The organism is Roseomonas sp. WA12, from assembly GCF_054165765.1.
Genome location: NZ_CM135108.1, coordinates 1626337 through 1647500, shown reverse-complemented (window position 1 = coordinate 1647500; position 21164 = coordinate 1626337). Strand labels below are relative to the sequence as shown.

General features: G+C 68.7%; 15 protein-coding genes, 1 tRNA gene and 2 rRNA genes (1 of these 18 running past the window's edge). 12 read left to right on the top strand and 6 right to left on the bottom strand.

Annotated features, from left to right (window positions below):
- The 5 genes from ACVBD7_RS07820 to ACVBD7_RS07800 all read left to right on the top strand — a co-directional run.
- Positions 1-690: ribosomal RNA gene (locus ACVBD7_RS07820) — 23S ribosomal RNA — on the top strand; it begins 2048 nt to the left of the window's first position.
- 153 nt (positions 691-843) lie between these two features.
- Positions 844-958, top strand: a 5S ribosomal RNA gene (gene rrf, locus ACVBD7_RS07815).
- A gap of 66 nt (positions 959-1024) precedes the next feature.
- Positions 1025-1101: transfer RNA gene (locus tag ACVBD7_RS07810), tRNA-Met, on the top strand.
- A 140-nt stretch (positions 1102-1241) separates the two neighbouring features.
- Positions 1242-1706: a GlcG/HbpS family heme-binding protein gene (locus ACVBD7_RS07805; protein WP_458096921.1), complete on the top strand. Its 465-nt coding sequence runs from the start codon at positions 1242-1244 to the stop codon at positions 1704-1706.
- Positions 1706-3094, top strand: a complete 1389-nt coding sequence (locus tag ACVBD7_RS07800) for a M20/M25/M40 family metallo-hydrolase (RefSeq protein WP_458096920.1) — start codon at positions 1706-1708, stop codon at positions 3092-3094. The genes ACVBD7_RS07805 and ACVBD7_RS07800 overlap by 1 nt, the downstream gene beginning before the upstream one ends.
- Before the next feature lie 59 nt (positions 3095-3153).
- Here the strand turns inward: ACVBD7_RS07800 and ACVBD7_RS07795 are convergent, their stop codons facing one another.
- The 3 genes from ACVBD7_RS07795 to ACVBD7_RS07785 all read right to left on the bottom strand — a co-directional run bounded on the left by ACVBD7_RS07795 (position 3154) and on the right by ACVBD7_RS07785 (position 9222).
- On the bottom strand, positions 3154-3342 hold the full coding sequence (locus tag ACVBD7_RS07795) for a hypothetical protein (protein WP_458096919.1): 189 nt from the start codon (positions 3340-3342) through the stop codon (positions 3154-3156).
- A 190-nt stretch (positions 3343-3532) separates the two neighbouring features.
- Positions 3533-7315, bottom strand: coding sequence for a translocation/assembly module TamB domain-containing protein (locus ACVBD7_RS07790; RefSeq protein ID WP_458096918.1), 3783 nt, complete (start codon positions 7313-7315; stop codon positions 3533-3535).
- Positions 7315-9222 carry an autotransporter assembly complex protein TamA gene (locus ACVBD7_RS07785; RefSeq protein WP_458096917.1) on the bottom strand — a complete coding sequence of 636 codons (1908 nt, stop codon included), beginning with the start codon at positions 9220-9222 and terminating at the stop codon, positions 7315-7317. The genes ACVBD7_RS07790 and ACVBD7_RS07785 overlap by 1 nt, the downstream gene beginning before the upstream one ends.
- Positions 9223-9245: 23 nt before the next feature.
- Between ACVBD7_RS07785 and ACVBD7_RS07780 the strand changes: the two genes are divergently transcribed.
- Positions 9246-10397 (top strand): amidohydrolase, encoded by a 1152-nt coding sequence (locus ACVBD7_RS07780; RefSeq protein ID WP_458096916.1) that lies wholly within the window; start codon positions 9246-9248, stop codon positions 10395-10397.
- 12 nt (positions 10398-10409) lie between these two features.
- Positions 10410-13043 (top strand): bifunctional acetate--CoA ligase family protein/GNAT family N-acetyltransferase, encoded by a 2634-nt coding sequence (locus ACVBD7_RS07775; RefSeq protein ID WP_458096915.1) that lies wholly within the window; start codon positions 10410-10412, stop codon positions 13041-13043.
- A 7-nt stretch (positions 13044-13050) separates the two neighbouring features.
- On the opposite strand, the gene ACVBD7_RS07770 is transcribed toward ACVBD7_RS07775, so the two are convergent.
- The 3 genes from ACVBD7_RS07770 to otnI all read right to left on the bottom strand — a co-directional run bounded on the left by ACVBD7_RS07770 (position 13051) and on the right by otnI (position 15778).
- On the bottom strand, positions 13051-13929 hold the full coding sequence (locus tag ACVBD7_RS07770; RefSeq protein WP_458097662.1) for a helix-turn-helix domain-containing protein: 879 nt from the start codon (positions 13927-13929) through the stop codon (positions 13051-13053).
- Between the two features lie 164 nt (positions 13930-14093).
- A complete protein-coding gene (locus tag ACVBD7_RS07765) occupies positions 14094-14969 on the bottom strand; it encodes a 2-hydroxy-3-oxopropionate reductase (protein ID WP_458096914.1) in 876 nt (291 codons plus the stop codon).
- A gap of 17 nt (positions 14970-14986) precedes the next feature.
- On the bottom strand, positions 14987-15778 hold the full coding sequence (gene otnI, locus ACVBD7_RS07760) for a 2-oxo-tetronate isomerase (protein ID WP_458096913.1): 792 nt from the start codon (positions 15776-15778) through the stop codon (positions 14987-14989).
- A 241-nt stretch (positions 15779-16019) separates the two neighbouring features.
- Between otnI and ACVBD7_RS07755 the strand changes: the two genes are divergently transcribed.
- From ACVBD7_RS07755 to ACVBD7_RS07735, 5 genes are all read left to right on the top strand, one after another.
- Entirely contained in the window at positions 16020-17090 is a 1071-nt protein-coding gene (locus ACVBD7_RS07755; protein ID WP_458096912.1) for an AI-2E family transporter, read from the top strand.
- A 137-nt stretch (positions 17091-17227) separates the two neighbouring features.
- Positions 17228-18202 (top strand): ABC transporter permease, encoded by a 975-nt coding sequence (locus ACVBD7_RS07750; protein ID WP_458096911.1) that lies wholly within the window; start codon positions 17228-17230, stop codon positions 18200-18202.
- A gap of 3 nt (positions 18203-18205) precedes the next feature.
- Positions 18206-19129, top strand: a complete 924-nt coding sequence (locus ACVBD7_RS07745; protein ID WP_458096910.1) for an ABC transporter permease — start codon at positions 18206-18208, stop codon at positions 19127-19129.
- Positions 19129-20118, top strand: coding sequence for an ABC transporter ATP-binding protein (locus ACVBD7_RS07740; RefSeq protein WP_458096909.1), 990 nt, complete (start codon positions 19129-19131; stop codon positions 20116-20118). Before ACVBD7_RS07745 ends, ACVBD7_RS07740 begins: the two co-directional genes overlap by 1 nt.
- Positions 20111-21154 carry an ABC transporter ATP-binding protein gene (locus tag ACVBD7_RS07735; protein WP_458096908.1) on the top strand — a complete coding sequence of 348 codons (1044 nt, stop codon included), beginning with the start codon at positions 20111-20113 and terminating at the stop codon, positions 21152-21154. Before ACVBD7_RS07740 ends, ACVBD7_RS07735 begins: the two co-directional genes overlap by 8 nt.
- Positions 21155-21164: the final 10 nt, after the last annotated feature.

Genomic DNA, 21164 nt, shown 5'->3' with positions numbered 1-21164 from the left:
TAACCGAAACCCGTTAGCCGGGTTCGGGACCCTGCCTGGTGGGCAGTTTGACTGGGGCGGTCGCCTCCCAAAGTGTAACGGAGGCGCGCGATGGTGGGCTCAGGCCGGTCGGACATCGGCTGTTGAGTGCAAAGGCACAAGCCCGCCTGACTGCGAGCGCGACAGCGCGAGCAGAGACGAAAGTCGGCCTTAGTGATCCGGTGGTCCCGCGTGGAAGGGCCATCGCTCAACGGATAAAAGGTACTCTAGGGATAACAGGCTGATCTCCCCCAAGAGTCCACATCGACGGGGAGGTTTGGCACCTCGATGTCGGCTCATCGCATCCCGGGGCTGGAGCAGGTCCCAAGGGTTCGGCTGTTCGCCGATTAAAGCGGTACGTGAGCTGGGTTTAGAACGTCGTGAGACAGTTCGGTCCCTATCTGCCATGGGTGTTGGAGACTTGAGAGGATCTGTCCCTAGTACGAGAGGACCGGGATGGACGCACCTCTGGTGCACCGGTTGTCACGCCAGTGGCATCGCCGGGTAGCCAAGTGCGGAACGGATAACCGCTGAAGGCATCTAAGCGGGAAACCAGCCTCAAGACGAGGTCTCCCCAAGGGCCGTGAAAGACCATCACGTTGATAGGCCGCAGGTGGAAGTCTGGTAACAGACGCAGCTGAGCGGTCCTAATCGCCCGATCGAACTCCTACCCCCTCCGCATGAGACCTCCTGGTCTCACCGCACGCAGCACCAACACGCACTCTCGCGATGGACCAACACTCCATCACACACTCACACACCATCCCATTCCACACCCCATCCGTCCGGGCAGAACACTATCCTGCCCCTGATCTGGCCCGGTGGCCTGGTGCCTACAGCGAGGTTGCCACACCCGATCCCATCCCGAACTCGGCCGTGAAACACCTCTGCGCCCATGGTACTGCGTCTTAAGGCGCGGGAGAGTCGGTCGGCGCCAGGCCACCAGACCAGATCAGTCAAAACGGATACAAGCCTCGGGATTTCCTCACACGAAAACCCGGACCACCGCGGGGTGGAGCAGCCCGGTAGCTCGTCAGGCTCATAACCTGAAGGTCACAGGTTCAAATCCTGTCCCCGCATCCAAATACACACACCACCAAACACACCGCACCCTCGCAAAACCCCCGCCCATCCTTGGACGGGGGTTTCGCGCGTAGGCCAGCTTGCATCAGGCAGGGGGAAGCATAGAACCGCTGAGGACCTTCAGCGGAGCCGCCCGTCTCATGCCCAATCCCCCCATCGGCTTTCAACACGGAATTACCCTCGACAAAGCGCAGAGGATCGCAGCCGCAGCGCTCGAAGAGGGCCGTCGTCTGAATCTCGCCCCGCTCACCGTCGTCATCTTGGACGCGGCCGGTCAGGTGAAGACGTTGCTGAAGGAGGATGGCTGCAGCCTCCTCCGGCCCGCGATCGCACATGGCAAAGCATTTGGGGCTATGGGCCTCGGCTTCGGTGGACGTGAACTTGCGCGCCGTTCCCAGGGCATGCCTGGCTTTATGAACGCGTTCTCCGACCTAGCGAGCGGCGCCGCAGTTCCGGTGCCGGGTGGCGTACTCATCCGCGACGCCCAGGGCGCGATCCTCGGCGCGGTAGGCATTTCCGGCGACCTCTCGGACAGGGATGAAGCGGCGGCCGTAGCCGGAATAAAGTCAGTCGGTCTCGCCCCTGACACGGGAGATGACGCCTGATGAGCAGCCTGAACCAAGTTCTTGCCCGTCTCGACTCTGCGGAAGCTGAGATCCGCGCGCGCTACTTCGATTTTCTCCGCATCCCGAGCGTCAGCGCACAGCCCAATCATGCTGCGGACTGCCGACGTGCTGCGGCGTGGCTCGTTGAGGAGCTGCAGGCCATTGGATTTACAGCCGAGATCCGCGAGACCAAGGGCCATCCTTGTGTCGTCGCAAACCACCCCGGCTTAGGCTCCAGCGCAGCTCCGCTGCTCTACTATGGCCATTACGATGTCCAGCCCGCGGAGCCTTTCGAGCTATGGACCTCACCTCCCTTCGAGCCGACGGTGCGGGAAGGCCGCAACGGTCCGGTGACTGTCGCCCGCGGTGCCGTGGACGATAAGGGTCAGGTCATGAGCTGGCTCTCCGCCATGCGCGCCTGGCACGAAGTCGCCGGCGGCCCGCCCGCACCGATCCGCGTGCTGGTAGAGGGCGAGGAGGAAGTCGGCAGTCCCAGCCTCGACGCCTTCCTCGAGGAGCATGCCGCCGAGCTGCGGCAGGCTCGTGCCGTCGTCGTCAGCGATACAAACATGTGGGATGCCAACACCCCGGCCATCTCTGCGCGCCTGCGCGGCATGGCCTATGCACAGATCGACATCTTTGCCGCATCCCGCGACCTGCATTCCGGCCTGTACGGCGGAATGGCCCTGAATCCCGTTAACCTGCTCAGCCGTATTCTCGCCGAACTCACGGACGCTAAGGGTCGCATCCAGCTTTCGGGCTTTTACGATGGCGTCCCGGAGGTGGGAGGCAACCTTGATGCTGCCTGGGATTCCCTCGGCTTCGACGAAGCGCGCTTTCTCGGCGACATTGGGCTTTCGGTGCCGGCCGGCGAAACCGGTATGAAGCCCTTGGTCCGCCAGTGGGCCCGCCCGACCTGCGACGTGAACGGCATCTGGGGCGGCTATACCGGCCCTGGCGCTAAGACCGTCATCGCGGCCGAGGCGCATGCCAAAGTGTCCTTCCGCCTCGTTGGTGACCAGGACCCGAACCAGGTGCTCGATGCGCTGGAAGAGTTCGTCCGCGCCCGCCTGCCTACCGATGCTCGCGCCGAGGTTCAGCGCTTCAGCGCTGCCGCCCCGGTGGTGGTGCCTGAGGACAGTGTGGAGGTCTCGGCCGCTCGTCGTGCCCTGGCTGCCGAGTATGGCCGGGAAGCGGTGCTGATCGGCTCTGGCGGGTCCATCCCCGTCGTGGAGAGCTTCCGGCGCATTCTCGGTCTCGATAGCGTGCTGATGGGCTTCGGCCTGGACGACGATCAGGTCCACAGTCCGAACGAGAAGTTCGACTGGGCCTGCCTCATGCACGGGGCCCGTAGCCACGCGCGGTTGCTGGCCGAACTCGCGGGCTGAAGACAGGAACGGCGCCGCGTCCCTCCGGGGACGCGACGCCGCCCTAAAAACCTATTGCGTCAGCGCTTGGCGCCGATCTCGGTGCGCAACTCCACAATCCGGCCCTTAATGCTCTCCCGCAGGCTGGGGGAGGTGTGGGGCTTCATGCCGGCCAGGGTCTGCTCCAGCTCGGCCAGCAAACGCCGCTTCTCATCCATGTTGCGGCGGATAGGCTTGTTGTCGCTGAACTGTCCGTCGAAGGCGCGCATGCGGCTCCTCCTCTCCCTGTCATCTTGAAGGCAGTCCCGGTGCCAAGGGGGCCGGATCGGATCCGTCCCCCGGTCCTGCCGTGCGTCGCACGGCCAGCGATCCGGGATAACCAGACACTACTCACTCCCGGGCCCAACCGGAATACCTGACCCGCCCCGGTCCGGAACGGGAACGTCCCGGCACATTCGGTTAGTATTCATACTCATAAGTGATGCCGGCCCCCTGGCTGTCCGCCCCCGCTCCACTCTGCAGCTTCAGCCGGGGCGTCAGCTCAATCTCAACCCCCACCCGCGGCGAGCCGGTGCTCGTCCCCGGATCGACGTTCAGATAGATGCCCTGGCCAAGATAGCCGCCTGCTTCCACCCCCGGCGTGCCACTCGCACCCGTGCCGACACCGAGGCGATCCAGGCCGAGGCTGCGGCTTACACGTCCTACGAAGCCGGTCACCGGGTCCTCCTGCCCGCCAGAAACGGCACCGGTCAGCACCCGCGCCAGCTGGGCAATTTGGAAGGGTGAGAGCTTGTCGGCTGACCGATTGAAGATCAGCCGCGCCAGTACCTCGTCCTGCGGCAACTCGGGCGAGGAGGTGAACTCGATCTTCGGTGCGCGCGGCGTGCCTGTGACCGTCACGTTGATCGTGGTACTGCTGGCTCGCGAAGTGGCTAGCAGGTCGATCTCGGGTGTGGCGACGTCACCTTGGAAGGTCAGAACCCCGCGCTGGAAATTCAGGCGCCGGTCCAGCACTGTCAGGTTGCCTCGCCGTAGACGAAGAGCCCCTGATGCCTGCGGCTCGGAAATTGTTCCACCGATCCGCACGTCGCCGCCCAGTTCCACGTCCAGCCCGCGCCCGCGCAGGTACACTTGGCTGGGCGCGCGGAAGGCGATATCGAGCGCAAGTGGCGGCGCGCTCGCCGGCGGCGAGGCGCCAGCACCCTCTCGCGCCGCCACTCGGCGAGACGCGGCCGTGCCACGCGGCGGGGGAGGGGCACCGCGCCCGACCTCCCGAATTTCCCCAATCTCGGCCACACCGCCAGGCAGTCCCTCCGGAATACCGATCGTTGCAGTCCGAGTGGTGATCTGCCCGGCGAGCCGCATCCCGGCCCCCACCGAGCCGGAGAGCCGAAGATCAGTGTCGAAGGCACCGCGCAGGAGGTCGGAGGAGACGGGCTGCAAATTCTGCCCAGCCACGGTCAGCTCGATAGGCTGGCCAGCGGCGAAGGGCCGAACCTCCCCCCGCGCGGTCAGCGTGCCGGCACCGGCACGGGCCGTGATGGATTCCACCACGATACGATCCATATCGCCGCGCACCGTTCCCTGGATGTCGCGCAGCGCCAACCCGTATTCCAGGTTGCGGAAGACGCCGCCGGAGAGCCGCGCGGTTCCGGAGAGCTGTGGCGCCGCCACGGTGCCGCCTGCCCGCGCATCAATGGCCACCGTTCCCGCTGCACGATTCGCTCCGCCCAGGAGAAAGGGAGCAGCGACCACGCCAAGATCGGTCGTACCACGCAGGGTAGCGTTTAAAGGCCCCTCGAAGTCGCTCGGCACCCGCGCGTCCAGGTCCAGCCGCAAGGCTTGGCCCAGCCGGAACTCGGCGCGCGTCTCCACCTGATCGCCGCGCATCCGGGCCGTGGCCTGCAACGAGCCCTCGGGTAGGCCGCGGGCCCAGGGGGCTCCGACGCGTAGCCCCGTACCGCGCAACTCGCCATCGATCCCAGGCCGCAAGACCGGGCCGGAGAGTCGGACCTCCCCGGACAGCGTGCCGGAGAGCGGCGGGTCAGGCGCGAACAGATTGGCGATCGACAGCGGCAGGCTCGTCAGTGTGGCGCGGAGGTCGGCGGTATCGGGCCCCCAACGGCCTGCCACCCTGAGTGCTCCGCCCGGGCGCCCTTGGAGGGCCAATCCTGGAGTCGAGATGGCGCCACCTGGCGCAAGCACGATGGTCGCTGGGGCCGAGAGCCGGATGCCCAACTGCTGGCGCTGCACATCGAGGGCGGAGAGCTCGATCCGCTTCTCCGGCTGATCGAGCGCCAAGCGGGCCCGAAGGGTTGCGCGTGCATCAAGGGCACGAATGTCGGCGCGCACGTCTAGCGCGGCATCGGTCCCGTTCGCCTGCACGGTGCCATTCACCACCTGGCCCGCGGCGCGCAGGTTGTTGGCGCGCAACTCGGCCTCCACTCCCTGCCGCTGCGCGCCCTCGGCACCCTGTGGCGCCAGCTTGGCCGAGAGCCGGACACCTCCGGCCAAGGGCGTACCGGCTACGGTTGAGAGCGGCGCGAGATCGGCCGCTTCCAGCAACAGCTCGGCATTCGCCAGCTTCCGGGCGAGATCCACGTCGCCGCGTCCCTCAAGCCGAGCCGGGCCGAGCGCGGCGCGAAGGGTATCGATCCGCAGCCTGTCCCCATCCTGGGCCGCCCGTGCCTCAGCCGTGAGCGCCAGCCCCTGCAGGCGGGCGGAAAGGTTAAGATTGCCGGCAGGTACCGTGGCGCGGGGCAGTGCGGCTTGCAGCCGTAACGTCTCGAAGCGCCGGCCATAGGCCTCGAGGCTCGGCGACTCGGCCGTAAGCGCGATGGCCGGATCAGCTGCAGGCCCCGTGACCCGAGCCCGGGCCTGCAGCTGACCTCGGACGGGAACGTCCGGAATCTCCTGCGCTGCGAGCGCGGCATCCAGCGTGAGATCGAGCACCTCGCCATAGGCGCCCTCGGCTCGCAGCGTCACGGCGCGTCCATTGATGGCCAGCTCGTGCACGCGCTGACGATTGGCGCGCAGCAGGATGGTCGGGGCGGGGCCGAGCAGGCCAGGCGCGGGATTGGCCAGCCGCAGGTCGCGAACCGTTGCCTCCAGCCGCAGCTCCGGCGCCGCATTGGTGCCTGTCACGCCCCCGCGGGCCTCGATGGCACCCCAGCCCACGGCCGCCGGTACAAGTTCGCCCAAAGTAGTCGAATCACTTACCCGGGCATCGAAGGCGATATCGAGGGCGGATCCGGCCACGCCGCGTGCCTCGACCGTAGCCGCGCCGGTCTCGACCCGGGCGCGATCGATCCGCGTCGCGCCACCTTCGGCCGGGCTGGTGCGGACGTCGAAGCGCAGGGCCGAGACCGGCGCCGGCAGAAACCCGCCCAATGCCGCATCGCCTGAGGCCTCGAGCCCCACGCCTCCTCCGGCGGGAAGGCTGACCGTCCCGCGGCCATCCAGCCGCGCCGTCTCGCCCATATCGGCCAGGATGGTGAAGCCGGCCCCTGTCGCAGGTCCGTCGAGCGCGACGCGCAGCCGCGTTGCCTGCTCCGGCTTGCCCAGAAGCGCCGCGACCAGCCCGCCGCGCGCCTCGTCGTAGGACAGGTCAATCTTGACCCGCTCACCCGGGGCAAGTGCCAGGTCCAGGTCCAGCGCCCCCGGCGCGTCCAGTCGCCGGCCCTTGGCGCCCAGGAAGGCGCCATCCGTACCGAGCCTGCCGCCGCCCTCCAGCGAGAGCGAAGCCGCGGTGCCGGCGACCGCCTCAGCCAGTTCGATCCGCGGCAGTGAAATGCGCTCCAGCGCGACCTGCACGGGAAGCTGCGGCAATTGCGGGATGATCGGCCCGGGTTCAGCCGCCGGTTCGGGGGGCGCGTTCGGGTCCGGCACCGGAAGGCGCGAGAAGGCGACCCGTCCGGCGGAAAGGTTCGCGATCCTGAGCTCGCGCGAGGTGAGTCGCAGCAGGTCGAGGTCGAGCGCGATATCCTCGATGACCAGATACGGCCCCTGGGTGTCTGAGAGCACCAGCCGGCCGATTCGCGGCGCTGCGGGCAGGCCGCCATGCAGGTTTTCGATGGTCAGGCCGGGCACGAAGCCCATTGCCAGCTTTGCCAGGGCATCCTGCCCCGGGCGCACGTTCAGCGCCGCCCAGGCGCCGGCGAGCAGCAGCAGAGGCAGCACCACGACCAACCCGATCAGGAAGAAAGCGATCCGCTTGACCCAGCGGAGGGGCGACGCGGCCATTAGAAGGCCTGCCCGATGCCGACATACAGGCCGAAGCCTGAGCTCCCCGGCACCTTGGACAGCGGCAAGGCCACATCCGCCCGGATCGGCCCGATCGCCGTCGCGTAGCGCACGCCGACCCCCGCGCCGATGCGCAGGTCCCCAAAACCGGAAAGCGCCTCCTCGCCCACGCTGCCCGCATCGATGAAGACGGCGACGCCATAGGGACCCGTGATGCGCTGGCGCAGTTCCACGCTTCCTTCGACGAGCGAGAGGCCGCCGCGCGGCGTGTTGTCTCGCCGGCGCGGGCCGATGGTCTGGAAGTCGTAACCGCGCACGGAGCCGCCGCCGCCGGCATAGAAGCGCAGATGCGGCGGGATGGTGCCGGCCTCTGCTCCGGCAAGGGTGCCGAACCCCGCTCGCAGCGCGAGCACGCTGCCCTTGTCCCCGCGCAGGTCGAAATAGGCGCTGCCCGTGCCGCGGACCCGCACGAAGGTCGCACTGGAGTCACCAAAGGACATGGTCGGGGAGACGAGAAGATTGGCGCGGTAGCCCCGCGTAGGGTCCAGCACATTGTCCGTGCCGTCGAACCGGGCGCCGAGGGGAAGTGAGACAAGGGTGTAGCGCAGATCCTGGTCGAGCTCGGAGGTCTTGCCGATCTCGCCCGCGATGCCGCCAGAGATGGTCAGCCGTGGGTCGAGCTTGCGCTCCAGGGAGAACCCGGCAGTCACGGCGTCGCGGTCATAGGCCAGCAGCCGTTCCCGCAGGATCGCCACGTCACTCACGGCCGTGGCGTTCAGCCCGGCGAACCAGGGCTGGCGCAGGTTCGCCGAGAGGCGGTAGCCCGTGTCGCTGACGCCGCGCTGGGTGGTGCGGGACACCTCGCCCTCGACCCGCAGTCGCTCGGCGGCGCCGAACAGGTTCCGATGCTCCCAATAAGCGCGCACGGTCGGGCCATAGCGGGTCTCATAAGCGGCGGTGGCCCCGATGGCCCGGAAAGGCCGCTCGGCGACGAGGAAGGTGACGGGGAGCCGTCCATCCGGGTCCAAACGCTCCCCCGTGCGTGCGCGGACGGTGCCGAAGACGCCGAGCGCCAGCACGTCCCGCCTGACCCGGTCCAGCTCGCGCGGGTCGTAGTTCTCACCGGCCAGCACGCCGGACGCCCGCCGCAGCAGCTCGGGATCGACGTTCTCCGACCCCTCCACCACCGGCTGGGCGAAGCGGGCCCGAGGCCCGGGCTGGACGAGATAGACCACCTCCATCGAATGGGCGTCGTGGTCCACCGTGATCTCGCGGCGGGGCACGCTTGCGAAGGGGTGGCCCGCTTCCCGCAGCCGCGTCAGGAGCGTTTCCTGGGTGCTGTTCACCGCAGCCGCGCGGGCCGGGTCCCCGGGGCCGAGCCCGGCCACCTCGCCAGCGCCTGCAATGTCCTCGTCGACCACGGAGGGACGCAGCGTCGCCGTGGAAATGCGGTAGAGCGGCCCGGTCTCCGCCTCGATGATAACTGGAATCGGATCTGGCCCGCGCGCCTGCAGGCGCGCTGCCAGACCGGCCGCATCAGGCGCCTCGCCCGCCAGGGTGATCCGCGGCGTGCCGGCATAGTAGCCCTCAGAGCGCAACGCGGTGCGAAGATTCCCAAGGTCCTGCAGGGCGCGCGCCACCAAGCCCTCGGCGCTGGTCGGCACGCTGGCCCGCAGGCGCCTCAGCACGGAGACACCCTCCATGGCCGTGTTCAGCTGGCCATCCCCGGTCGAGGTGAAGGTCACGGCATAAGTGCGCACCGGCCCGTCAGCATCATCGGCCTCAGTCGCCCCGGCAGGGCGCGGCTCCTCACTTCCAGGCGCCGGCGCCTGGGCCTCGGCGGGGGCACAAAGGATTCCGGCCGACAGAAGGGCGAGGAGCGCAAGTCCGGGGTGGAGGGAAGGCAATGGAAGGGCTAACTCCTCAACCCATGGACCAAGATCTCTCCGAGACACTCACGCGCTGGCGCCGGCACCTGCACGCGAACCCGGGCGTCACGATGGAAGAAGGGCCTACGGCCGATTTCGTCGCCCAACGTTTGCGTGAACTCGGCGTAACCGAGATCGAAACCGGCATCGGCGGCCATGGAGTGGTCGCCACGATCCGCCGTGGCGGCGGCAATCGCAGTGTCGGCCTTCGCGCCGATATGGACGCACTGCCCATCCAGGAGGCGAGCGCCGAGCTTCCCTATCGGAGCACCGTGCCCGGCGTGATGCATGCTTGCGGACATGACGGGCACACCACCGCCCTGCTCGGCGCCGCCGCTCTCCTCCTGCGCGACGAGAGCTGGACCGGCACCGTCCGCCTTGTTTTCCAGCCGGCCGAGGAGGGGGGAGGGGGCGCCCGTGCGATGGTCGATGATGGCCTGTTCCAGCGCTTCCCGATGGACCGCATCTTCGGCTGGCACAACTGGCCCGGCCTGCCTGTCGGCACCATTGCCGTGCATGACGGCCCGGTCATGGCCGCCGGCCGCCGCTTCCTCATCGAGATCGAGGGCCATGCCGGGCACGCCGCGCTGCCGCACCTGACCCATGACCCGATCGTCGCCGCCGGCCACGCCATCATCGCCTGCCAGTCTATCGTCTCCCGCAACCTCGACCCGCTCGACTCCGCCGTTGTCAGCCTAACCACGATCGAGGGCGGTGAGGCCTGGAACCAGATCGCGGGCAAGGTGGTCATCAAAGGCTCGATGCGCTTCCTGCACGCGGCAACCGGGCAGCTGATCGAGGACGGGCTGCACCGGATCGCCCGCGGCCTGTCCGAGACCTTCCAGCTCAAGGCCACTGCCTCGGTGCTCGGGGGCGTGGACGCGACGACCAATCATCCGGCCGAGCGCGACCTCGCCGCTGAGGCCGCGGGCGTCGTCGCCCCGGTGCGCCGCGACCTGCCGGCCGCGATGACGGGCGAGGACTTCTCCGTGTTCCTGCAGAACGTGCCGGGAGCCTTCGTCTGGATCGGCAACGGCCCGACCGATGGCGGGCGCGAGCTGCACAACCCGAACTACGACTTCGACGACCGCGTGCTGCCTACCGCCAGCGGCTTCCTGGCCGAGACCGCCAAGCGCGCGCTCTCGGCGGACTGAGGGCACCACCTAGTGGCGCTCCCGGTCTCCATCTCCGGCCACGGGCTGGCAGGCGGCTTCCGGGACACGGCGCTCTTCGCGCCCCGCCGGGTGGCGCTGCTGGCGGCGCCCGAGATCACCACCTCCGCCATCCTTGCGCGGAACCTGGCGGCGGGCGGGTACAAGGGCGCGCTTCACGCAGTCGGGCATGCTTGGCCGGGCATGGACCACGCCGATGACCTCGCAGCGCTCCCGGCCCCGCCCGACCTCGCCATCCTCTCCCTCGCGCCTGAGGCAATCGAGGGCGCGATGGAAGCGCTCGCCGCGCATGGATGCTTTGCGGCCGTGGTGCCCGGACCGGCGCCAGGTCTGGCCGCCATTTGCGCCCGTACCGGCGTGCGCGTGTTGGGGGACCGCAGCTTCGGCCTGTGCATCCCGCCACTGGGGCTGAACGCTTCGCTGTCCCACATCGCGCCGCGTCCCGGGCGCCTTGCCTTGCTCTGCCAGTCCTCTGCGCTGGCACGCGCCGTGATCGACTGGGCGGAGGGCGAAGCGGTTGGCTTCACGCTGATTGCCGGGATCGGCACCAATGCGGATTACGGCTTCGCCGGCGGATTGGACTGGCTGGCGCGCGACGCGACGACGGGCGCCATCCTTCTTGACCTGCGCCGGATCAAGGATCGCCGCCGTTTCATCTCCTCGGCCCGTGCGGCCGCCCGCACCCGACCGGTGGTCGCCCAGCGTCCCGGCCATGCAGGACGTGATGTGGCGGATGCCGTGATGGGTGCGGCCCTCCGCCGCGCTGGTGTACTGCGGGTGCAGGGGCTGGAGGACCTGCTTTCAGCGGCCGAGACGCTGGCAAGGGTGAAGCCCTCGCCGCGACCGGGCGCCGACGGCACACGCGGTGACCGCATTGCCGTCGTCGCCAATGGGCTTGGCCCCGGGCAGATGGCCGCCGATGCAGCGTTGCGTGGCGGGGCGCGGCTGGCCGTCATCTCGCCCGAGGCCCGCGCAATGCTCGACCTCGCCCTGCCCGGTGGGCTGGCCGGGGACAATCCGCTCGCTCTGCCCATGGGCCATGGACACCGGCTGGGGGAGGCGGCAGCTCTCCTCTCGGCGGTGGCTGAGGTGGATTCCGTCGTTGCCATTCACGCCCCAGCGCCGGAGGAAGACCCGGCCCTGGCGGCCGATGCTCTGGCCGCCGCCGCCTCCGCTTCTGGCCGCGGCGGGCGTGCGGCTCCGGTGCTGGCGGCTTGGCTGGGTGTCGCGACCGGCGGGCCGCAGCGGCGGGAACTGGCCGCGCGTGGCGTCGCCGTCTTCGCCACCCCTGAGGCCGCCGTGCGCGGCGCCTTGCACCTGGCACAGGACCGCCGCAACCGCGCCACGGCCGCGGAACTGCCCCCAGCCGAAGTGCTGGAAGTCACGCCCGACCGCGCGAGGGTCGCCGCGGCCTTCGCCGGGCTGCGCGCAGTCAGGCGGGACCGGATGGACGAGGCGGAGGCGCTGGACGTGCTCTTGGCCTATGGCTTTCCCGTAGTGCAGCATCGCGTGGCGGCGAGCGTGGAAGAGGCGGTGGCGGCTGCTGGGGCGATCGGCTGGCCCGTGGTGCTGAAGGTGTTGAGCGACGCTTTGCCGGCCAAGACGGAGCTGGGCGCCGTCACCCTCGGCATTGCCGACGCGCCTGCGCTTCGCGCTGCGGCAGCGACGATGGCATCGCGGCTGGATGCGACCCGCCCCGGCCTGCGGCCGCGCGGTTGGATGGTGCAGCGCCAGGCGGCGCCTGGCCGCGAGTTCCGCCTGCGGCTGGATGATGACCCGATGTTCGGGCCCTGGATCGGCTTCGGCCGCGGTGGCACGGCGGCAGGGCTGGAGGCCGACGAGTCGCACGATCTCCCGCCACTGAACCGCGTGCTTGCCCTCTCGATGATTGGCCGCACGCGCGTTTCTCGGCTGCTGGACGGCTGGCGCGACCATCCCGCCGTGCCGCGCGACGGATTGGCTGAGGCGCTCGTGCGGCTCTCGCAGCTTGCGGTGGACTTCCCTGAGATAGCGGCTGCCACGATCAACCCGCTGCGCGCCGCGCCGGACGGACTGGTCGCGCTGGATGCCGACCTGCTGCTTCGCCCGCCCGGGGAAGCCGGGTTCCTGGCCATCCCGCCCTATCCCGCAGGGCTGGCGCGGGTGTTCGCAGCGCGCGACGGGCGAGAGGTGCTGGTGCGGCCCATCCGGCCGGAAGATGCCGCCGAGATCGCAGCCTTTGTCCGCCGGGTCTCGCCGGAGGACATCCGATATCGCTTCTTCAACCGGCTGCGGGAACTGCCGCCGGCACAGGTCGTGCGGCTGACGCAGATCGATTATGACCGTGAGATGGCCTTTGCTGCGCTCGACGGCGACGTCATCGCCGGGACTGCGCGGCTGGTGATGGATGGCGACGGCGGAGGCGAGTTTGCCATCCTTGTGGACGCCGGCTGGAAGCGGGGCGGGCTGGCGCGCCACCTGATGGGCCGGCTGATCGACTGGGGCCGGGGGCAGGGACTGCGCCGCATGTCCGGCCAGGTGCTGGCGGAAAATGCACCGATGCTACGATTCGTTCGCGCCATCGGCTTCGCCACGCGGCGGACCGAGGACCCGGACATACGCGAGGCCTATCTCGACCTCGGCGCGTGAGCGCCGCTCAGTGAAGCCGGGTTTCGGCGAGGAGGAGGCGGACCCGTGCAGCACCCTCAGCACCCTTGCGCGCCTCGCGCCAGGCGGATTCTGCCACGCGCTGATGGATCCCCACCGCCTCGTCCGCCGCGGTAATGGTGCCGACCCCGATAGCGCCGAGCGGCGGCGAATCCGGATTGAACGGGTTGGCGCAGAGATGCGCGCGGTCCCGAGCCCGAAGGACGACGAAGGCACCGGTCGGCTCCGACGCCGTGAGAAGGCCGATCTGCAACCCCATCGGCACACTCTCCATCAGCGCGGCGACGTTCTCGACCTCCGCACGAGCGGCGACGCGGCAGCGGTGGCGCATGCGATCCGAGAGCGCCAGGCCGGGTGCGACGCCGTCCACCAGGAAGGAGCGGAGCGCGCCCTCGCTGACCATGGCAATGATGGAGGGACGGCGCATCTGGTAGATGCGCTTGCGTGCGGAGAGGAGGCCAAGAGCCTGCTCGGCCGCGGCGTGGAAGGCGACCCGTTCGGGCGCAGCCTCCGCTGCCTCGGCCAGAGCCTCGGCAACGGCGGAGTCATAGCCTTCCGTGGTAACGAGGGTGCAGAGGGAACCGCCGAGCTGGAGAACCTTCTCGGCATCCTCCTCCACCTGGCGCAGCCGCTCCTGCAGAGCGAGCGGGCGGGAGAAGTACTCGACACCGATGCCCAGCAAGGACAGCGGTGAGATCTTCAGCAGTTCGGCCAGGCGCCGGATCGTGTCCAGCTTGATGACCTCGCCCTTCTCGTATCGGTACAGGGCCGCACGCGACACGCCGAGGCGCGCCGCGATCTCCTCAGCCCTCAGGCCAGATTCGAGGCGGTACGCCCGCAGCTGCTGGCCAATATCGGCGAACCGCATGGCAGGTTCCTCGCTCAACCGCTTGTCATCCTCGGTCTCGCGCTCAGACAGCGCCATCTCACCGTGGTGGACTCGTGGCCCAAAATGCGCTCTCCCGTCCGCGACTGCAATGTGGATAGCACCTTATCCTTACAAAAGCTGCGGGCACGAGAGCTCACTGTTGCCTATCCAATCTCGTGCGAGGCTAGACGCTCAATAGCCTGGATCAACGCAGAGTGGTCCTGCTGCCCGCCGCCTGCGGCGGAAACGGCTGAAAAGAGCTGCTGCGCCGATGCGGTGTGCGGCAGCGAGACGCCCAGTTCCCGTGCGGACTGCAACGCAAGGTTGAGGTCCTTCTGATGCAGGGCGATGCGAAAGCCCGGGTTGAAGGTGCGCTTGATCATGCGCTCGGCATGCACCTCCAGGATGCGGGAGGAAGCGAATCCACCCATCAGCGCCTCGCGTACCTTGGCGGGGTCCGCTCCGGCCTTGCTGGCGAAGACCAGCGCCTCAGAGACCGCTGCGATGTTGAGCGCAACGATGATCTGGTTCGCCACCTTCGTGGTCTGCCCGGCGCCGTTGCCGCCGACGAGGGTGATGTTCTTCCCCATCGCCTGGAACAGCGGCAGTGCGCGGTCGAAGGCCGCCTGCGGGCCGCCCACCATGATGGTCAACGCGGCATTCCGTGCACCGACCTCGCCGCCGGATACCGGCGCATCCAGGTAGTCGCAGCCGGCAGCGTTGACCCGGGCGGCAAAGTCCTTGGTGGCGGTCGGGCTGATCGACGACATGTCGATCACCAGTGTTCCAGGCTTCAGCGCTGCGGCGACGCCGCCCTCACCGAACAGCACGGCATCCACGTCAGGCGTATCAGGGAGGATAAGGATCACCACCTCGGCCAGCCCGGCCACCTCGGCGGGGGAGGGCAGGACCTGGGCGGCGGAGCGGATCTCGTCCGTCAGGCTGGCGCGTTCGGGCACGAGCAGCTGGTGTCCCGCCTTCGCCAGGTTGAGCGCCATGGGCCGGCCCATGATGCCGAGGCCGATGAATCCGATCTTCATGCGCGTGGTATCCTCATTCAAATCCGGCTGCCGGGGCGGTAAGGCGCGAACCAGCCGAGCCCGTCCTCCGTGCCTCCGGCAGGGCGGTACTCGCAACCGATCCAGCCGCCATAGCCCACGGCGTCGAGACGGTCGAACACATAGGGCCAATTGACTTCGCCCGTGCCAGGCTCGTGCCGGCCGGGCGTGTCGGCGACTTGGGCGTGATCAATCAAGGGGAGCAGGGCTTCGAAGCGACGGGTGATGTCCCCCTCCGTCACCTGCGTATGATAAAGGTCGAATTGCAAGCCGACCCGCCCGGGCCCGATCGCCTCCACCAGCGCGGCAGCCTCGGCTGTGGTGTTGAGGACGTAGCCGGGCATGTCTCGATGGTTGATGGGCTCGATCACCGGCTTCACCCCTTGAACGGCGCAGCGCTCAGCGGCCCAGATCAGGTTGGTGGCAAGTGTAGCCATCAGCCGGTCCCGCGGGACGCCCGCCGGGGCCAGGCCGGACATCACATGCAGCCGCGGGCAGCCCAGTAGCCCGGCATAGTCGAGCGCGCGGCCGATCGCGTCCCGGAACTCCGCCTCTCGCCCGGGCATCGCGGCCAAGCCCTTCTCGCCACGCTCCCAATCGCCAGGCGCAGCGTTGAACAGCACGACGGGAAGACCGGCATCGTCCAGCCGGGCGCGGATCTCTGCCGCGGGATGCTCGTAGGGGAAGAGAAATTCCACGGCCTCGAAGCCGGCGTCGCGGGCGCGGCCGAAGCGCTCGAGAAAGGGCACTTCGTTGAACATCATTGAGACATTGGCGGCGAAGCGCGGCATGCGGACCCCTCCCGGCCCCCGTTGTCCCGGGAGCGTTGCGCCGGCGGCCATCTGCGTCAGACAGTAGCGCGATTCGGCCCTTCGCCCAAAACCAGGCCGCTCTGAGCTTCGCCGGTTGCCGTTGGCGGCGAGGCCTGGGCAGGCGATAACGCCGCGTGCGCCCTGCGCAACGACAGCCCCGGGCAGGACCACGGCCTTCCATCGCCGGGCCGGGGCGACCGCATCGCGACCGGGAGACCCTATGTCCGACGATAAGCAGTTCCTCACGCGCCTCCTCGGCGTCACAGCGCTGGTGGCGCTGCTCGCCGGATGCTTTCTGGTGCTGCGACCCTTCCTCTCGGCGCTGCTCTGGGCAGTGATCCTGGCCTTCACCACCTGGCCCGCCTACCGCTTCCTGACGGACCGCGGGAACCTGCGGCCGGGCTGGGCGGCGGCGGTGATGGTGGTGGCAATGATGCTCGTCATCGGCCTGCCGCTCGCGATAGCCGCGCCCACCAATCGCGAGGAGGTTGAGGGATTCCGCAACGCCATCCAGGGCTTCCTGTCGGATGGGCTGCCGGCACTGCTGGGGATGATCGGCCGGCTGCCCATTGTCGGGCCCTATATCGGGGACCGTTTGGGGGCCATCGACCTCGGCGTCGGTAATCTGCTGAGCGTGCTCCGCCCCTATGCCGGCGGCGTCGCGCAAACAGCGCTGGGGCTGGTGCTCTCCATCGTCTCGGGCGTGGCGGAGCTGTTGATCGCCATCCTGCTCTCCTTCTTCTTCTACCGGGACGGACCCCGCCTGGCCGCAGCGATGGACCGGATGGCCGAACAGGTGGCGGGCGCGCGCGGGCGGCGCCTGGTCGCGCTGACCGGGGCCGTGACACGGGGGGTGATCTACGGGCTTCTCGGCACGGCAGTGGTGCAGGGGGTGATGACCGCCTTCGGGCTGTGGCTATCCGGAGTGCCGCAGCCGGCGCTCCTGGGCATTCTGGCGGGGGTCATCTCGATCCTGCCGATTGGAGCACCAGTGGTCTGGATTCCGGCCACCATCTGGCTTCTGGCCAATGGCAGCACGGGCTGGGGCATCTTCATGGGCCTTTACGGTGCCTTCGGCATCTCCTCGGTAGACAACTTCATCCGGCCCTGGCTCATCGCCCGTGGCGCGGACCTGCCGCTGCTGCTCACGCTCCTCGGCGCGCTGGGTGGCGCCTTCGCCTTTGGCTTGCTCGGGCTGTTCCTCGGGCCCGTCCTGCTCGCGGTCGCCTTCACCATCATCAAGGAATGGACCCAGGAAGGTCAGGGGCGCACCGGCCCGCGGGCCATGTAGTCGTCTCCTTTGGTCGGCATGGTGCAGGGTTTGAAGGGCGCTAAGCGACGCAGCCGGGAGATGGATGGATGAGGATCAAAACCTGGCAATGCGCCGCCCGGGTGGACGGCGCGTCGCTGCTCCGCTAGGCGGAACTTGTGCCCGCCTTTGTCCTTTCCCGCATTCTTCAGGCCGTGCCGGTCATGCTTGCCGTGGCCCTCATCGCCTTTGCCCTGTTCTCCTTCGTCGGCGACCCGATCGCCACGATGCTCGGGCAGGAGTTCACCGTGGCCCAGCGCGACGCCCTCGTCGCGTCGCTGGGGCTCGATCAGCCGGTCTGGGTGCAGTTCCTGCGCTTCGTCGGCAACGCTTTGCATGGCGAGTTCGGCCTGTCCTACCGCCTGTCCCGCCCCGTCTCGGACCTAATCCTGGAGAGGGCGCCGGCCACGCTGGAGCTCGCCTTCTGTGCCTCAGTCATCGCTCTCACGGTCGGCCTGCCGATGGGGGTCTATACCGGCCTTTACCCGCGCTCTTGGATCTCGCGCGCGATGCTCACGATCAGCCTGGTGGGCGTTTCGCTGCCGACCTTCCTGATCGGTATCCTCCTTATCCTCGTCTTTGCGGTGTGGCTGGGCTGGCTGCCGAGCTTCGGGCGCGGGGACACGGTGCAGCTTGGCTGGTGGAGCACTGGCTTCCTCACCGCCTCCGGCTGGAAGGCGCTGGTGCTGCCCTCGATCACCCTCGGCCTGTTCCAGCTCACCCTCATCATGCGGCTGGTACGGTCCGAGATGCTGGAGGTGCTCCGGTCGGACTACATCAAGTTCGCCAGGGCGCGGGGCCTGAGCAACCGGGCGATCAATTTCGGCCACGCGCTGCGGAACACGCTTGTTCCGGTCATCACCATCGTCGGCCTGCAGCTCGGCTCTCTCATCGCCTTCTCCATCGTTACGGAGACGGTGTTCCAGTGGCCGGGGATGGGGCTTCTCTTCATCCAGTCGGTCTCCTCGGCCGATATTCCGGTGATGGCGGCCTATCTCCTTCTCATCTCGGCGGTGTTCGTGACGATCAACCTCGTGGTGGACCTCCTCTACTACGCCGTGGACCCGCGCCTTCGTGCCGGGCGGGGGCACTGAGCCGTGGCGGCAGCGCGTTCCGCCCTCGGGCGCTTCTTCGACAGCGACCTGTTCTGGTCCTTCCGCCATACGCCCACGGCCATCATCTCGGCCCTGGTGGCGACGATCATCATCGTCGGTGCGGTCGGCGCGAGCATGCTCGCGCCCTACAACCCCTTCGACCTCGCCAGCCTCGACCTGATGGACGCCTTCAATCCGCCGGCCTTTATGGAGGAGGGGGGGCTGGCGCATCCGCTGGGCACGGACGACCAGGGGCGGGACGTGCTCTCGGCCATCATGTACGGCGCGCGCGTCTCGCTCCTCGTCGGCGTCTCCGCCACGGCTTTCGCCCTGGTGCTGGGCGTGCTGGTCGGTCTGCTGGCGGGCTATGCGGGCGGAACGGTGGATGCCGTGCTGATGCGGATCGCCGATATCCAGCTCACCTTCCCTAACATCCTCGTCGCCCTGCTGGTGGATGGGGTCGCCCGCGCCGCCCTGCCGCGGGAGATCCACGACCAGCTCGCAGTCTATGTGGTGATCGTCGCCATCGGCATTTCGGACTGGCCGCGCTTCGCGCGAACCGTCCGGGGCTCCGCGCTGGTGGAACGGAACAAGGAATACGTCCTGGCCGCCCGGGTGATCGGCGTCTCGCCGGCGCGCATCATGCTGACCCATGTGCTGCCCAATGTGCTCGGGCCGCTCCTCGTGCTGGCGACGCTCAATCTGGGTCTGGCAATCGTCTCCGAGGCGACGCTGTCCTTTCTCGGCGTTGGCGTTCCGCCGACCCAGCCGTCGCTCGGCACGCTTATCCGGATCGGCAACGACTTCCTGTTCAGCGGGGAGTGGTGGATCGCCGTCTTCCCGGGTCTTGCCCTCGTCGCGATGGTACTTTCCGTCAACCTGCTTGGCGACTGGCTGCGCGACGCGCTGAATCCGAGGCTGCGCTGATGGCGTCCCTTCTCGAAGTCCGCGACCTCGTCGTCGAGTTCCCGACCCGCCGCGGTACGTTGCGCGCGCTGGACAAGGTCTCCTTCGACATCGCGCCGGGCGAGGTGCTGGGCGTGGTCGGCGAGTCCGGCGCCGGCAAGTCGATGACCGGGGCGGCGATCATCGGGCTTCTCGAGCCTCCGGGCCGTGTGGCCGGCGGCTCCATTCTCCTCAGCGGCCAACGGATCGACAACCTGACGGCGCGGGAGATGCGGCGCATCCGCGGCAAGCGGATCGGCGCCATCTTCCAGGACCCGCTGACGACGCTGAACCCGCTGCTCACCGTCGGCCACCAACTCGTCGAGACGATGCGCACCCATTTGGACATCGACCAGGCCGAGGCCCGCCGGCGGGCAATCGGCTGGCTGGAGATGGTCGGCATCCCGGCGGCGGCCGAGCGGATCGAGGCCTATCCGCACCAGTTCTCGGGCGGCATGCGCCAGCGCGTCGTCATCGCCCTCGCCCTCTGCGCCGAGCCGGAGCTAATCGTGGCGGATGAGCCGACGACCGCGCTCGACGTCTCCATCCAGGCCCAGGTCATTGCCCTGCTCAAGCGCCTGACACGGGAGAAGGGCACCTCCGTGATGCTCATCACCCACGACATGGGCGTCATCGCCGAGACGGCCGACCGCGTGGCGGTGATGTATGCCGGGCGCGTCGCCGAGATCGGCCCCGTGCGCTCGGTGGTGAAGGCCGCGGCCCATCCTTACTCGGCGGGGCTGATGGCTTCCATCCCGCCGCTCTCCCACAAGGTGGACTTCCTGCCGCAGATCGACGGGTCCATGCCCCGCCTGAACTCCATCCCCACGGGCTGTGCCTACAACCCGCGCTGCCCGCATGTCTTCGACCGCTGCAAGGTCGAGCGCCCCGAGCTGCTGCCGGCGCCTGAGACACGTGCCGCGTGCTGGCTCTTCGACATACACGCTCCGCGGGAGCGCGCGCATGTCTGACGCGACCCTGGCCAACCCCGAGGCGCCAGTCTTCGAGGCGCGGGAGCTCAGCCGGTCCTTCGACGTCTCCAAACCGCTTCTCCAGCGCCTGCTCGCGCGGGAGGGTAAGCGCGAATTGCGGGCGGTGAACGGCGTCTCCTTCTCCATCCCGCGCGGCACCACGCTGTCACTGGTGGGCGAGAGCGGCTGCGGCAAGTCCACCGTCGCGCGGCTGGCAGTCGGGCTTTATGAACCCTCGGGCGGGCAGGCGCTGTTCGAGGGGCAGGACCTCGCCGAGGCGCGCAAATCCGCCGCGCTGCGTCGGCGCATGCAGATGATCTTCCAGGACCCCTATGCCAGCCTGAACCCGCGCTGGCGTGTGGCCGACATCATCGGAGAGCCGATCCGCGCCTTCGGGATCGCGGAAGGGGCCTCGGCGCTGCGCGACAAGGTGGGCGCCCTGCTGCGCCAGGTCGGGCTCTCGCCGGCGGACGGGAACCGCTTCCCGCACGAGTTCTCGGGCGGCCAGCGGCAGCGTATCTCGATCGCGCGCGCCCTGTCCTCCAACCCCGACTTCTTGGTCTGCGACGAGCCGACCTCCGCGCTCGATGTCTCGGTCCAGGCGCAAATCCTGAACCTGATGAAGGGGCTGCAGCGGGATCTCGGGCTGACCTACCTGTTCATCAGCCACAACCTCGCCGTGGTGCGCCAGGTGAGTGACCGGGTCGGCGTGATGTATCTCGGCAGCATCATGGAGCTGGCTCCGGCCGAGACGCTCTTCACCACGCCCCGCCAGCCCTATACCCGCGCGCTGATGGAGGCGATCCCGGACCTGGAGATGGTTGGGCGCGAGCGCCAGCCGGTCGGCGGCGAGGTGCCGAGCCCGATCAACCCGCCCCCGGGCTGCCCTTTCAACCCGCGCTGCCCCTTGGCGAACGACCGATGCCGGACGGAGCGTCCGGCCCTCATCGTCGCGCGCGGGACGCCCGAGACGCTGGTTGCCTGCCACGCGGTCGAGGAAGGTCGGGACGGCTTCGGGGAACGCGCCGCGGCCTGACGCTGCCAGT